At 60.5% G+C, this 14379-nt stretch carries 17 protein-coding genes; 6 read left to right on the forward strand and 11 right to left on the reverse strand.

Features of this window, described 5'->3' with window-relative positions; genetic code table 11:
* Positions 1-98: 98 nt before the first annotated feature.
* From xerD to ffh, 6 genes are all read right to left on the reverse strand, one after another.
* Positions 99-995: a site-specific tyrosine recombinase XerD gene (gene xerD / locus QU606_RS29485; protein WP_017846134.1), complete on the reverse strand. Its 897-nt coding sequence runs from the start codon at positions 993-995 to the stop codon at positions 99-101.
* 219 nt (positions 996-1214) lie between these two features.
* Positions 1215-1565, reverse strand: a complete 351-nt coding sequence (rplS, locus tag QU606_RS29490) for a 50S ribosomal protein L19 (RefSeq protein WP_003175895.1) — start codon at positions 1563-1565, stop codon at positions 1215-1217.
* 45 nt (positions 1566-1610) lie between these two features.
* A complete protein-coding gene (gene trmD / locus QU606_RS29495) occupies positions 1611-2384 on the reverse strand; it encodes a tRNA (guanosine(37)-N1)-methyltransferase TrmD (protein WP_024077235.1) in 774 nt (257 codons plus the stop codon).
* A complete protein-coding gene (gene rimM, locus QU606_RS29500) occupies positions 2366-2902 on the reverse strand; it encodes a ribosome maturation factor RimM (protein WP_024077236.1) in 537 nt (178 codons plus the stop codon). The genes trmD and rimM overlap by 19 nt, the downstream gene beginning before the upstream one ends.
* Before the next feature lie 5 nt (positions 2903-2907).
* A complete protein-coding gene (rpsP, locus tag QU606_RS29505) occupies positions 2908-3159 on the reverse strand; it encodes a 30S ribosomal protein S16 (RefSeq protein ID WP_003175899.1) in 252 nt (83 codons plus the stop codon).
* 251 nt (positions 3160-3410) lie between these two features.
* Entirely contained in the window at positions 3411-4787 is a 1377-nt protein-coding gene (ffh, locus tag QU606_RS29510; RefSeq protein WP_024077237.1) for a signal recognition particle protein, read from the reverse strand.
* A 234-nt stretch (positions 4788-5021) separates the two neighbouring features.
* Between ffh and QU606_RS29515 the strand changes: the two genes are divergently transcribed.
* The 3 genes from QU606_RS29515 to QU606_RS29525 all read left to right on the forward strand — a co-directional run bounded on the left by QU606_RS29515 (position 5022) and on the right by QU606_RS29525 (position 8693).
* Entirely contained in the window at positions 5022-5834 is an 813-nt protein-coding gene (locus QU606_RS29515) for an inner membrane protein YpjD (protein WP_102625003.1), read from the forward strand.
* 12 nt (positions 5835-5846) lie between these two features.
* A complete protein-coding gene (locus QU606_RS29520) occupies positions 5847-7085 on the forward strand; it encodes a transporter associated domain-containing protein (protein WP_304997896.1) in 1239 nt (412 codons plus the stop codon).
* 297 nt (positions 7086-7382) lie between these two features.
* On the forward strand, positions 7383-8693 hold the full coding sequence (locus QU606_RS29525; protein ID WP_304997897.1) for an MFS transporter: 1311 nt from the start codon (positions 7383-7385) through the stop codon (positions 8691-8693).
* A 112-nt stretch (positions 8694-8805) separates the two neighbouring features.
* Here QU606_RS29525 and purT read toward each other — a convergent pair whose 3' ends face one another.
* From purT to QU606_RS29550, 5 genes are all read right to left on the reverse strand, one after another.
* Positions 8806-9987 (reverse strand): formate-dependent phosphoribosylglycinamide formyltransferase, encoded by a 1182-nt coding sequence (gene purT, locus QU606_RS29530; RefSeq protein WP_024077241.1) that lies wholly within the window; start codon positions 9985-9987, stop codon positions 8806-8808.
* 69 nt (positions 9988-10056) lie between these two features.
* A complete protein-coding gene (locus QU606_RS29535) occupies positions 10057-10524 on the reverse strand; it encodes a VUT family protein (protein WP_024077242.1) in 468 nt (155 codons plus the stop codon).
* Positions 10525-10745: 221 nt separating this feature from the next.
* Positions 10746-10952, reverse strand: a complete 207-nt coding sequence (locus QU606_RS29540; protein ID WP_304997898.1) for a DUF1289 domain-containing protein — start codon at positions 10950-10952, stop codon at positions 10746-10748.
* A complete protein-coding gene (locus tag QU606_RS29545; RefSeq protein ID WP_024077244.1) occupies positions 10949-11473 on the reverse strand; it encodes a gamma carbonic anhydrase family protein in 525 nt (174 codons plus the stop codon). The genes QU606_RS29540 and QU606_RS29545 overlap by 4 nt, the downstream gene beginning before the upstream one ends.
* A 36-nt stretch (positions 11474-11509) precedes the next feature.
* Complete coding sequence (locus tag QU606_RS29550; RefSeq protein ID WP_024077245.1) at positions 11510-12112, reverse strand: CoA pyrophosphatase; 603 nt, start codon at positions 12110-12112, stop codon at positions 11510-11512.
* A gap of 146 nt (positions 12113-12258) precedes the next feature.
* On the opposite strand from QU606_RS29550, the gene QU606_RS29555 reads away from it, so the two are divergent.
* The 3 genes from QU606_RS29555 (at position 12259) to QU606_RS29565 (ending at position 14341) form a co-directional block, all read left to right on the forward strand.
* The gene (locus QU606_RS29555; protein ID WP_069076901.1) at positions 12259-12807 is read left to right on the forward strand and encodes an NUDIX hydrolase; all 549 of its coding nucleotides are present in this window, start codon (positions 12259-12261) and stop codon (positions 12805-12807) included.
* Between the two features lie 37 nt (positions 12808-12844).
* The gene (locus tag QU606_RS29560; RefSeq protein ID WP_024077247.1) at positions 12845-13348 is read left to right on the forward strand and encodes a murein L,D-transpeptidase family protein; all 504 of its coding nucleotides are present in this window, start codon (positions 12845-12847) and stop codon (positions 13346-13348) included.
* 261 nt (positions 13349-13609) lie between these two features.
* Positions 13610-14341, forward strand: a complete 732-nt coding sequence (locus tag QU606_RS29565; protein ID WP_069076900.1) for a GntR family transcriptional regulator — start codon at positions 13610-13612, stop codon at positions 14339-14341.
* Positions 14342-14379 lie beyond the last annotated feature (38 nt).

Below are 14379 nucleotides of genomic sequence, written 5' to 3' on the forward strand. Positions count from 1 at the left end.
GCCTGCAAACACAGGTCTGGGCCGTCCCCTTTGCTAACCGGCAAAGCCTACCACAGTTGGGCCGCAGGGCAGCCCGTGGCCTGATAAATTGGCGGTTTTCAACCACGCGGATGGTGCTTGGCGTGCATATCCTGCAAACGTGCCCGCGCCACATGGGTATAGATCTGGGTTGTGGATAAGTCACTGTGCCCGAGCAGCATTTGCACCACGCGCAAATCCGCACCGTGGTTGAGCAAATGGGTGGCGAACGCATGGCGCAAGGTATGTGGCGACAAGGACTTACCGATGCCCGCCACCTTGGCCTGGTGCTTGATGCGGTGCCAGAAGGTCTGGCGGGTCATCTGTTCGCCGCGCTGGCTGGGGAACAGCACATCGCTGGGGCGCCCACCGAGCAGTTCGCCACGGGCATCGCGCATGTAGCGTTCAACCCACACAATCGCCTCCTCCCCCATCGGCACCAACCGTTCCTTGCTGCCCTTGCCCATCACCCGCAGCACGCCCTGGCGCAGGTTGACCTGCTCCAGGGTCAGGCTGATCAGCTCGGTCACCCGCAGGCCGCAGGCGTACAGCACCTCGAGCATGGCGCGGTCGCGCTGGCCGATGGCCTCGCTCAGGTCGGGCGCGGCGAGCAAGGCATCCACGTCGGCTTCAGACAGGGATTTGGGCAAAGGCCTACCGAGTTGTGGCATATCCACCTGCAACGTCGGGTCGAGGGCAATGAGCTTTTCCCGCAGCAAGTAGCGATAAAAACCACGCACACCGGAAAGGAAACGCGCAGTCGAACGGGGCTTGTAGTTCTGCTCCAGGCGCCAGGCCAGATGGTCAAGGATCAGCTCGCGGCCAGCATTGATCAGCTCGAGGTTTTTTTCCTGCAACCAGCCGTTGAACAGCGCCAGGTCGCTGCGATAAGCCTGACGGGTGTTGTCCGAAAGGCCTTTCTCCAACCAGAGGGCGTCGAGGAAGCGGTCGATCAAGGGGTGGTCGATGGCAGGCATGGTGACTCAGGCAGGTGAAGGTGATGTCGGGTAGATCCTATCGCGCGCAAGCCCACTCCCACAGTTTTTTGTGTCTTACTCGATTGCGCGAACCGCAGCGATCAACTGTGGGGTCAGGCTTGCTCGCGATAGCCGCCACGTAGTACCGGATTTTTCAACAAATTCCAGGCACAAAAAAGCAGCCCGTAGGCTGCTTTTTTCTGCATCGGGAAGCTGGACTTAAGCCAGTTTTTCCTTGATGCGAGCTGCTTTACCGGACAGGTCACGCAGGTAGTACAGCTTGGCTTTACGTACGTCACCGCGACGCTTAACGGCCATGCTGTCGATTTGCGGGCTGTAGGTCTGGAAAGTACGCTCTACGCCAACACCGTTGGAGATTTTACGAACAGTGAAAGCACTGTTCACACCACGGTTACGCTTGGCGATTACCACGCCTTCGAACGCTTGCAGACGCGAACGGTCGCCTTCCTTCACTTTCACCTGAACGACAATAGTGTCGCCTGGGGCAAAGGTAGGGATCTCTTTGGTCATCTGCTCTGCTTCGAGTGCAAGGATGATTTTGTTAGTCATGCTGTGCTCCTAAGGTAAGTCGTCGGACCTACCATCGATACGTTGTTAACTATCGTCCCGCGCGAGGATGTATTCCTCGAGCAGCTTCTTCTCTTCTCCAGAAAGCGAGCGGCTTTCCAGAAGATCGGCGCGTCGTTCATAGGTCCGACCAAGGGACTGCTGTAAACGCCAACGCCGGATGTGTGCGTGATTGCCACTTAGCAATACGTCGGGAACACGCTGATCCGCATACACCTCCGGACGGGTGTAGTGCGGGCAATCCAGCAAACCATCCGTGAAGGAATCTTCCTCCGCAGAGTCCGCATGCCCTAAAGCTCCAGGCAGCAGTCGTGTAACCGCATCTATCAGGACCATCGCCGGCAGCTCACCGCCAGACAGGACATAGTCCCCAATCGACCACTCTTCATCGACATGAGCTTCAATAAAACGCTCGTCAATGCCTTCATAGCGACCGGCAATCAGGATCAGTGCTTCCTCATTCGCCAGTTCGCGTACCGCCGCCTGTTTCAGCTGACGGCCTTGAGGGGACAGGTAAATCACCTTCGCCTTCTCCCCGGCGGCGGCCTTGGCCTGAACCAACGCGTCTTCCAGGGGCTTGATCTTCATCACCATGCCCGGGCCACCGCCAAATGGGCGATCGTCCACAGTGTGATGTCGATCCGTCGTGTAGTCTCGCGGGTTCCAACAGGTCAGTTGCAACAGCCCCTGTTTCACCGCCCGACTGGTGATGCCGTACTCGCTGATGGCGGAGAACATCTCGGGAAACAAACTGATCACTTCAATGCGCAAATTAGCCACGCTTAGAAGTCCGCGTCCCATTCCACCTTCATCTCGCCCGCTACCAGGTCGACAGCCAACACGCATTGCTCGGTATAGGGCAACAGGCGTTCGCGATCATCCAGGCTGCCAGCGCAAGGCTTGACCACCATTACATCATTGGCGCCGGTTTCCAGAAGATGATCGATTTTCCCGAACAATTGCCCGAGTTGATCGATAACCTTCAGACCTTCCAGCTGGTACCAGTAGTACTCGCCATCGGTCAATTCAGGGAACAGGTTGCGCGGCACGCAGATCTCATAACCAGCCAGAAGACGAGCTTCTTCACGATCATCAAGACCCTTGAGCTTTGCGACCAGGAACTTATCGCTCCCGCGTCCACTGACCAGCTCGACCTGTTTCACACTACCTTCGCGCTTGAGCGTCCAGGTCTTGTACTGCAACAGGTTTTCAGTCGGATCAGTAAAGGAATACACCTTCACTTCGCCGCGAACGCCATGAACAGAATAAATCTTGCCGATAACGATCAAATCATCAGCAACAGCTGGCGTCGCGTTCATATTGCTCAGGCTGCGGCCTTAGCCGAGTCCTTCAACAACTTGGCAACACGCTCGGAAGGCTGTGCACCAACGCTCAGCCAGTAGGCTACGCGCTCTTGGTTCACGGACAGACGAACTTCTTGACCACGAGCAACAGGGTTGAAGAAACCAACCTGTTCCTTGTGCGAACCGTCGCGCGGGTTGCGGCTGTCGGTTACGGTCAAGTGGTAAAACGGGCGCTTTTTGGAGCCGCCAAGGGCAAGACGGATTGTTAGCATGTGAACATCGTTCCTGTAGTCGGTGCTGCAAATCTAAATGCACAGCGGGCATAGGTGCCCGAAAGGCCGCATATTCTAAGGAATATCCGGACTTTTGCAAATGTCTTTTTCTGGCGCCTATCAGCGTGCCATTCAGATCTGCTATAGAGCCGTCGGTTAAAACGGCGAGTCAGCGCCCGCCAATCGCGGGTTTGCTGGAGATCCCACGTCCCTGTGGGTCGGAGCAGGAGCTGGGCTCCCGCTCGAAATCTTTACATCTTGGGCATGCCGCCGCCGGGCAACATACCGCCCATGCCGCGCATCATCTTGGCCATTCCGCCCTTGGCGGAGAACTTCTTCATCATCTTCTGCATCTGCTTGTGCTGCTTGATCAAGCGACCGATGTCCTGCACCTGGGTGCCGGAACCCATGGCGATCCGACGCTTGCGCGAACCGCTGATCAGCTCAGGGTCGCGGCGCTCGGCCGGGGTCATGGAGTTGATGATGGCTTCCATCTGCTTGAACTGCTTCTCTGCCGCACCCTGGGCGTTGCCCATTTGCGCCAGGTTCACACCGCCGATATTCGGCAGCTTGTCCATCAAGCCGCCGAGGCCGCCCATGTTCTTCATCTGCTGCAGCTGGTCGCGGAAGTCTTCGAGGTCGAAGCCCTTGCCCTTCTTCAGCTTCTTGGCCAGTTTATCGGCCTTGTCTTTATCGAGGGTCGCTTCGGCCTGTTCAATCAGGCTGAGCACGTCGCCCATGCCGAGGATACGCGAAGCGATCCGCTCAGGGTGAAACGGCTCGAGCGCGTCGCTCTTCTCGCCCATACCGATGAACTTGATCGGCTTGCCGGTGATTGCGCGTACCGACAGCGCGGCACCACCACGGGCATCGCCGTCGACCTTGGTCAGGATCACGCCGGTCAGCGGCAGTGCATCACCAAATGCCTTGGCGGTGTTGGCCGCATCCTGGCCGGTCATGGCGTCGACCACGAACAGGGTCTCGACCGGGTTGATCGCGGCATGCAGCGCCTTGATCTCGCCCATCATCTCTTCATCGATGTGCAGGCGACCAGCGGTATCGACGATGACCACGTCGATGAATTTCAGTCTTGCTTCTTTAATAGCCGCATTGGCGATGTCGACCGGCTTCTGGCTCAGGTCGGACGGGAAGAACGTCACGCCCACTTCGCCCGCGAGCATTTCCAACTGCTTGATGGCCGCCGGACGATAGACGTCAGCCGACACCACCATCACGGATTTCTTCTTGCGCTCTTTAAGGAAGCGCGCCAGCTTGCCGGCGGTGGTGGTCTTGCCCGCACCTTGCAGACCGGCCATCAACACGACGGCCGGTGGCACGGCGCTGAGGTTCAGGTCTTCGTTGGCCGCGCCCATCAGGCTTTCGAGCTCGGCCTGGACGATCTTCACAAAGGCCTGGCCCGGCGTCAGGCTGCGGGACACTTCGGTGCCGACCGCACGCTCCTTGACCGAGTTGACGAAGTCCTTGACCACAGGCAAGGCGACGTCGGCTTCCAGCAACGCCATGCGCACTTCGCGCAGGGTGTCTTTAATATTGTCCTCGGTCAGCTTGGCCTTGCCGGTAACGTGGCGCAGCGTCTGCGAGAGACGGTCAGTCAAGTTTTCAAACATGCGCGATCCTTTCAGGCCCTATTCATCGAAATGCATTGGTAGACCGAGGTAATGACGGCCCAGGCTGCGGTAAATCGCTATTAAAAACAGCGCTCGGCGAGCCTGCGGCGTGGGCAGGTCGCGGATTATAGCGAAGACTGCGCCTGTGCACACCCGCTGTCTGGCCTTGGAGTCTTTCGTGGAACGCAGGGGTATGCCAAACTCAGCGCCTTTCGGGCTTGCCTAACAGGATTTATGCTCCCTTTGTCACCCAGTTTGCTACCCAGTCTCGCCGCCGCCTTCTTATATGCCGCTGCGACCCTCTATCAGGGCACCCGCCTGGCCAAATGCGCCAAGGCCGACAAGCGCCTGTTGTCCGGCCTTGGCGCCCTCGCCTTGGTTGCACACGCCGCGAGCCTGTTCACCCACCTGATGACGCCGGTCGGCCTGGGCCTGGACTTTTTCAGCGCCGCCAGCCTGATTGCCGCTGCCGTGATCGCCTTGACGCTGATCGCCTGCGCACGTATCCCGGTGGAAAACCTGCTGGTGCTGTTGTTCCCCCTGGGCCTGCTGACGGTGTTATTGGCGCAGTTCACCCCCACCGGCACGGTGCAGGTGATCGACGAAGAGCCAGGCATCCTCGCGCATATCCTGTTGTCGATCCTCGCCTACGGCATGTTCACCATCGCGGTGTTCCAGGCTTTGCTCCTGCTGCTGCAGGACCACCAGCTCAAGCACAAGCACCCCTTGGGGCTGATCAAGAACTTCCCGCCGCTGCAAACCATGGAAAGCCTGCTGTTCGGTTTCCTGTGGGCCGGCTGGACCCTGCTCTCGCTGTCATTGATCTCTGGCTGGCTGTTCGTCGAAAACCTGTTTGCCCAGCACCTGGTACACAAGACCCTGCTGGCTTGCCTGGCCTGGGTAGTGTTCAGCGTGCTGCTGTGGGGCCGCAACCGCCTCGGCTGGCGCGGGCACAAGGCGATCCGTTGGACCCTGGCCGGTTTCTGCCTGCTGATGCTGGCCTATTTCGGCAGCAAGCTGGTCCGCGAATACATCCTGCATATCTGACGGGCAGCGATCATGGACAACTTGCCCCTGGGGCCGATGCTCGCGGTAATCGCCCTGCTGGTGTTATGGGCGGCGCTGTTTACCGCCATTGAAGCCGCACAGCAACACTTGCTGGCCCTGCGCCCCGGCACGCGCCAGGGTGACAAGGCCGCTGCCCGCCTGGGTTTTCCCCGCCACAGCCTGATCCTGTGCAACAGCCTGTGCCGCGCAGCAGTAGTGGTTCTGTGCACGTTGCTGGCGATGTATGCCTGGGCGCAAAACGGTCCCTGGCTCGGCTGGCTGATTTCCTGTGCCGTGCTGCTGATATTGGCCGACTACCTGCCCCGCGCGCTGGCCACCCGCCATCCGCAAGCAGTGCTGGGCTTCGGCAACACACTGCTGGGCGTGCCACTGAAAATCGTCTATCCCTTCGCCTGGCTGCTCAACGGCATCAGCCTGCTATTGCTGCGCCCCTTTGCGCGCAAGCCCGGCATCGTGAAGAAAAGCGACGAACCACTGCCCGACCATGATGACGAACCCGAGGCCGACACCGAAGGCAACCGCACCCCTGGCCTGCCCGGCATCCACGCGCTGGACAACATCACGGTCAACGACATCCTGGTGCCGCGCAGCGAAGTGGAGGGCATCAACCTGGATGACTCGCTTGAAGCGATCATCGAGCAATTGCGCAACTCCCAACGCACCCGGCTGCCAGTGTTCCACAGCGATATCAACCAGGTCCAAGCCGTGCTCAACACCCGGCTGATCCAGCACCTGCTGCCGGATGCCAGCCTGACCAAGGAAGCCTTGCTTGCCGCCTGCTACGACCCCTACTTCGTCCCGGAAAGCACGCCGCTGCAACTGCAACTGCTGAACTTCCACAAGCAGCAACGGCGCTTGGGCATGGTGGTGGACGAGTACGGCGAAGTGCTGGGCATCGTCACCCTGGAAGATATCCTCGAAGAAATTGTCGGCGAATTCGAAAGCGAACACAGTGTGGACAACCCGCATATCGAAGCGCAAGCGGATGGCCGCTATATCATCGACGGCGCCGCATCGATCCGCGAACTGAACAAGAGCCTGGCTTGGCACCTGCCCAGCGACGGCCCCAAGACCCTCAATGGCCTGGTGACTGAAGCACTGGAAACCATTCCAGATTGTGCCGTATGCCTGAAGATCGGCCGCTATCGCCTGGAAATCCTTGAGACCGAGGATAACCGGGTGAGCAAGGTGCTGATCTGGCACACCAGCCGCGTACCCGTCGCCGCATAGCGTCCTGACTCAAGGCATTCGAATGTGGGAGCCCCCCCTCCCACAATTGATCTGCCGCGATTGGCAGATCGCGCGCCCCCTTGTTGTATCGCCGGCCCCATTCCTATAATCCCTGCGGCTTACCCAAGCCCCGCCCGACCGCGTGCTATCCGCACTGAGCGCGTCCGGCACCGCTGCATCGTGTCTGACCGGTGTTTGCTCCCATCCCGAGCCGCTCCGCGCACTACCCTGATCCAAGGGGGTTCGACCCAATAATAATCCGCGTCCAAACGCGCAACGACCGTCAGGGATACCTCCATGAGCACCACCTATAACGAGGCCGCAACCGCCGCCCCGACCAACTCGACCGCCCGCGTTGCCACCGCCAGCATCGTCGGCACCGCCATCGAGTTCTACGATTTCTATATCTACGCCACCGCGGCGGCACTGGTGATCGGCCCGGTCTTCTTCCCGCAGTCGTCCGGTACCGCGCAGATGCTGGCGTCGTTCCTGACCTTCGGTATCGCGTTTATCGCCCGCCCGTTGGGTTCGGCGCTGTTCGGCCACTTTGGTGACCGTATCGGCCGCAAATCGACCCTGGTGGCCTCGCTGCTGCTGATGGGGGTGTGCACCACGCTGATCGGTTTGCTGCCGGGCTATGACAGCATTGGCGCCTGGGCGCCGATCCTGCTGTGCGTGCTGCGTTTCGGCCAAGGCCTGGGCCTTGGCGGGGAATGGGGTGGCGCCGCATTGCTGGCCACCGAGAACGCGCCCAAGGGCAAGCGCGCCTGGTTCGGCATGTTCCCGCAACTGGGCCCATCGATCGGATTCCTGGCGGCCAACGGCTTATTCCTGATCCTGGCCATGAACCTGAACGACGAGCAGTTCCGCAGCTGGGGCTGGCGTATCCCGTTCATCCTCAGCGCAGCCCTGGTGATGGTCGGCCTGTATGCACGGCTGAAACTGCACGAAACCCCAGTGTTCGCCAATGCCGTGTCCAAGCAGGCGCCGGTGAAGGTGCCGTTGGTGGAGCTGTTCAGCCAGCATTGGCTGCCCGTCCTGCTGGGCGCCGCGTCGATGGTGGTGTGCTATGCACTGTTCTATATCACCACCGCGTTCTCCCTGAGCTATGGCGTTTCGACGCTGGGCTACAGCCGCGAAACGTTCCTTGGGTTGCTGTGCTTCGCGGTGCTGTTCATGGGGCTGGCGACACCGCTGGCGGCGCTGGCCAGTGATCGATTCGGGCGCAAGCCGGTGCTGATCGTCGGCGCGATCCTGGCCATCCTGTCGGGCTTCACCATGGAGCCGCTGTTGACCCACGGTTCGACCTGGGCCGTGGCGCTGTTCCTCGCGTTGGAGTTGTTCCTGATGGGGGTGACCTTCGCCCCAATGGGCGCGCTGCTGCCGGAATTGTTCCCGACCCGCGTGCGTTATACCGGGGCTTCGGCAGCGTATAACCTGGGCGGGATCGTCGGCGCATCGGCGGCACCGTTCTTCGCGACCAAGCTGGTGGCGATGGGTGGGCTGAGTTATGTCGGCGGGTATGTGTCGGCGGCAGCGTTGCTCAGCTTGATTGCGGTGCTGTGCCTGAAAGAGACGCACAATAACGATCTGAATCGCGTCGTCTGATAGATCGCTATCGGGGGCAAGTCGAATCGTCGCACCGCCCCTCCCACATTTTGACCGCATTCCTAAAGATTAAACGCGGTTAAGTGTGGGAGGGGCCTTGCCCCCGATGCTTTTAGAGTTCTACAACAACCGCTTGGGAAGCACGGGTCGCCTTGGCCCGAGCCGCTTCAATCGACTCATCCCGCGCCAGCGCCACGCCCATGCGGCGCTGGCCATTCACTTCTGGCTTACCAAACAGACGCAACGCCGTGTCCGGCTCGCTCAAGGCGGCGCCGAGGTTGGCGAATGCGGTCTGGGTCGACTGCCCTTCCACCAGGATCACCGCCGACGCCGAAGGGCCGAACTGGCGAATCAATGGAATCGGCAGGCCCAGAATGGCGCGGGCGTGCAGTGCGAATTGCGACAGGTCCTGGGAAATCAGGGTCACCAGGCCGGTATCGTGCGGGCGCGGCGACACTTCGCTGAACCATACCTGATCACCCTTGATGAACAGCTCCACGCCAAACAGGCCACGGCCACCCAGGGCGTCGGTTACGGCCTTGGCTACGCGCTCGGACTCCGCCAGGGCGATCGGGCTCATGGCCTGAGGCTGCCAGGATTCCTGATAGTCGCCTTTCTCCTGACGGTGGCCGACCGGCGCGCAGAAAGTGGTGCCGCCGATATGACGCACGGTCAGCAGGGTGATTTCGTAGTCGAAGTCGATAAAGCCTTCAATGATCACCCGGCCTTTACCGGCACGCCCGCCTTCCTGGGCGTAGTCCCAGGCTTTCTGCACGTCGTCGCTGCTGCGCAGCAGGCTCTGGCCCTTGCCCGAGGAACTCATCACCGGCTTGACCACGCACGGGAAGCCCAGGTCCTGCACAGCCTTGCTGTAGGCTTCGAAGGTGTCGGCGAAGTGGTACGGCGAGGTCGGCAGGTCCAGCTCTTCGGCGGCCAGGCGACGGATGCCTTCGCGGTTCATGGTCAGCGACGTGGCGCGCGCGGTCGGGATCACGGTGAAGCCTTCGGCCTCCAGCTCCACCAGGGTGGCGGTGGCGATGGCTTCGATTTCCGGCACGATGAAGTGCGGTTTTTCCGCCTCGATCACTGCACGCAGGGCGGCGCCGTCGAGCATGTTGATCACATGGCTACGGTGGGCAACCTGCATGGCCGGCGCGTTGGCGTAGCGATCCACGGCAATCACTTCAACGCCCAGGCGTTGCAGTTCGATTACCACTTCCTTGCCCAGCTCACCGCAGCCACACAGCAAAACGCGGGTCGCGGTTGGCGACAATGGAGTTCCGATTCGGGTCATCTCAGGTCCTCAGGGGAGCGGATCATGGGGAGAAAGGCCGGCATTTTACATGAACTGTAAAAATTGGCCTCAGTTGGCGACGGCGCGCTTGCGCAGACGCCAGGCCATGATCAGCCACACCACGGTGACCCCAGCGAATTTCGACGCCAGGGCGGTGCCCACCACCGCTGGGGTCAGAGCGCCGATCAAGCCGAAAAAGATAAAGGTATCGAGGGGAATGCTCAGCGCCGAGCTGATCCACAGGCGGTCATGGAGCGGGCGCCTGGTGATGCTGAACACCAGCCAGTCGATGCACTCGGACACCGCGAACGCCGTGGCACTGGCCAGGGCGATGGACGGATCGGAGGTGATATACGACAGCACCAGCGCCGCCAGCATGGCGAGGATCGCGCCATGACCGAAGCGGGTTTGCACCATGTCGCGCAGGATAAACACCAGGCCGCCCCAGGCGGACCAGATCACATCCAGATGCGGTGCGGTGGAGAAGGCGAAGTTGATCAGCACGACGCTGCTGATGTAGGCAATCAGGAAGAGCATGGGGGGATGAACCTATGGGCAATGCACACAGGGTAATGCACAGCCATCATTGTGGCGAGCCGGGGCGTTGTGGCGAGCGGGCTTGCCCCGCGTTGGGCTGCGAAGCAGCCCCAATAAGAGCGCCGCGTTCTGCCGGACGAACCGCGGTGGGGGTTTTTAGGGCTGCTTCGCAGCCCAACGCGGGGCAAGCCCGCTCGCCACAACAAGCCCGCTCGCCACAATCAGGCGCCGGGAACGGTAAACATCAACCCACTTGCCACCGCCCGCTCATGGCACAACCCCAGCACCACCCGCCGCTCGGCATTGTCCATGCGACTCCAACGCGTAATTTCATCCACCGTGCGCTGGCAGCCGGTGCAGAGATCGTCATCGTCCAATGCGCAAATGCTCATGCACGGCGAGGCGACAGGACGTTCAGTCGGGTTCATTCTGCCTGCTCGACCAGATCCCGCGCATAACGCTGGGCGTTATGCACATAGTGCGCAGCGCTGGCTTCGAGCATCTTCTTCTGAGCCTCGGTCAACTCACGCACCACTTTGCCCGGCGAGCCCATCACCAGCGAGCCATCGGGAATTTCCTTGCCTTCGCCGATCAGCGAGTTGGCGCCAATGATGCAGTGCTTGCCGATCTTCGCGCCGTTGAGGATCACCGCGTTGATGCCGATCAGGCTGTAGTCGTCGACCGTGCAGCCATGCAGCATGGCGTTATGGCCGATGGTCACACCGGTGCCAAGAGTCAGCGGGTAGCCCATGTCGGTGTGCATCACGCTGCCGTCCTGCACGTTGCTGTTCTTGCCGATCAGGATCAGCTCGTTGTCGCCGCGCAACACCGCGTTGAACCAGACGTTGGCGCCCTCCTCCAGCCTGACCTTGCCCACCAGCGTGGCATTGGGAGCCACCCAGCTGTGTGGATGCGTCTCGACGCGGGCGTCGCCCAAGCGGTATTTCATGGTTTTTCCTCACGGCTTGCCATTGGAGACGATGGCTTAAGTATTGATGAAGCTCTTGGGTGGGTGATGCAGGCTGATATTGGCATCGTCATAAAGCAGGTTGATCAGCTCGACAATCATAATGGCCGTAAGCCCCCAGATCTTGTATTCGCCAAACCGGTAGCTCGGCACATACCAACTGCGCCCTTGGTAGTCGATGCGGTGCGTATGCTCGCGAGGGTCCTGGCGGAAAAAATCGAGGGGCACACTGAAGACAGCGGCGATTTCGGCGTCGTTGGCCAGGTATTCGACGTAATCGGGGATCACGCCCACATACGGGGTGACGCGAATGCCATGCAGGGAAATCAGTGGGCTCAAGGGGCCGATCACCTCAACCAGACCAGGCGGCAGGCCGATTTCTTCTTCGGCCTCGCGCAAGGCGGTAAAGATCAGGTCCGGGTCTTCCGGATCGCGGCGCCCGCCAGGAAACGCGACTTCGCCGCCATGGGTCGACAGGCCGCTGGCGCGCAGAGTCAGGATCAGCTCAGGTTCGTCACTGCGGGTAATCGGCACCAGCACGGCGGCCTCGGGGAAACGCCCGTCGGTTTCCAGCGTATGCGGCGTGTGATTGCTTACCCGGCGAAGTAGCTCGTCCAGCATGAGTCATCTCGATCTGTTGGCTACCTTGCATCATGCACCAAAGCTGCCGGGCGCCCAACCCCAAAACCTGAGGGCTGTCGCGAAACGACAACTTGCAGGGCCCTGCCGCCCACGCCAAGATAGACGCACTTTCCAGGAACCCCAGCATGAACTTCTGCAGCCAGTGCGGTAAACCGGTCACCCAACGCATTCCCGAAGGCGACGCACGCCTGCGCTTTGTGTGTGATCACTGTCAGACCATTCACTACCAGAACCCTAATATCGTTGCCGGTACCGTGCCGGTGTGGGGTGAGCAAGTGCTGCTGTGCCGCCGTGCCATCGAGCCACGCCTGGGCTACTGGACCTTGCCTGCGGGCTTCATGGAGAACGGCGAGACCGTGGAACAGGCCGCCATGCGCGAAACCATGGAAGAAGCCTGTGCCCGCGTGCGCAACCTGAGCATCTATACGTTGATCGATGTACCGCACATCAGCCAAGTGCATGTGTTCTATCGCGCCGAGCTGATGGACCTGGACTTTGCCGCCGGCCCCGAGAGCCTGGAAGTCAAACTGTTCAAAGAAGCCGATATCCCGTGGTCCGAGCTGGCGTTCCGTACCGTCGGGCGGACCCTGGAGTATTTCTTTGCCGACCGTCGGCAGCAATCATTCCCGGTGCGCAGCGAAGCCATACCGCCGCTGTCCAAGCCCGCCCAATAACAATCCTGCCGATCGTCGCCAAAGGGAAGTCGTTTTAATGCGTTGGTTGTTTGCTTTGCTCTGCCTGTCGTTCGCCACGTTGTCGCCGGCTTCCACCCTGGAAACCCTGGGCGGCAAAACGGTCGAGAAAATCCTGGTCCTCAAGTCCGCCCATCAGTTGCAATTGATCAATGACGGCAAGCCCCTCAAGACCTACCGCATTTCCCTGGGTAAAAACCCCAAGGGGCCCAAGCTGTTCGAGGGCGACCGTCGCACACCGGAAGGCCTCTACTGGATTGACTGGCGCAAGACCAGCGACAGCTACTACCTGTCGATGCACATCTCCTACCCCAATATCAGTGATTCTGCGCGCGCCCGCCGCGAGGGCGTGAAGCCCGGCAGCATGATCATGATCCACGGCACGCCCGACAGCGAAGACTACCCGGAGCAGTTGTTCCACACCCTGGACTGGACCGACGGCTGTATCGGCATGCGTAACGTCGATATGCGTGAAGTCTGGAACCTGGTCAAGGACGGCACCCTGATCGAGATCCGGCCGTAGCCTTCGACCGTTGGTAGATTAATTAAAAAAATTTCCTGCCCTCGGCAGCGCCTGCCGGTGAATACCAGTTCACCCCGCGGGCTGCGCAGCTCTGCGCGTCCAAAAGACCTCTCTAATACCACTTGATACCATGCACCATTAGCATGCCCTGAAACCAGTGCCCGCACTGTTTTGGCAGCATTGACATGGTATTTAAGTGGTATTAATTTCCGGCCATTACCGGGCGACAACACTCCAATAACCGCATCGGAAACCTTAACGATGAACCCCATCCTGACGCTGCGCCCCGACGGCAAACAATCCACGCCGCTGTACCTGCAATTGGCCCGCAACCTGGAAGCGGCGATCCATGCCGGCCAGTGGAAATCCGAACAGGCGCTGCCATCGGAACGCGCCCTCAGCGATCAATTGAGCATTTCCCGGGTCACCGCCCGCAAGGCACTGGAAGTGTTGTTTGCCCAAGGCCTGATCCGCCGCAGCCAGGGCTCTGGCACCTTCATCACGCCTCGCCTGGAGCAACCGCTGTCGCGCCTGTCGGGCTTCAGCGAGATGCTGCGGCTCAAGGGCTTCGTACCCAGTTCGCAGTGGCTGGAACGCGAAATCACCCCGCCGACCCACGAAGAGCTGATCCGCCTGGGCCTGTCACCGACTGACAAAGTGGCGCGGCTCAAGCGCCTGCGTAAGGCTGATGACACGGTAATGGCAATCGAAATGACCGCCATGCCCGCCTCGGTGCTGCCGCACCCACAAGCCATCGGTAACTCGCTGTACGAATACCTCGAAGGCATCGGCAAACCCATCGTGCGCGCCTTGCAGCATATCCAGGCGATCAATGCCTCGGACGAATTCGCCACGCTGGTCGGCATTGCACCAGGCACCGCCATGCTGCTGATGACCCGTGTCGGCTACACCGCCGACAACACACCGATTGAAATCACCGACACCTACTGCCGCAACGACTACTACGACTTTGTCGCCGAGCTTCGACGTTAGAAAGCCGCGTCGATATGACTTTGCCGCGAATGCGGCCT

It is taken from the genome of Pseudomonas sp. OVF7 (assembly GCF_030644265.1).
GTDB lineage: Bacteria > Pseudomonadota > Gammaproteobacteria > Pseudomonadales > Pseudomonadaceae > Aquipseudomonas > Aquipseudomonas gorinensis.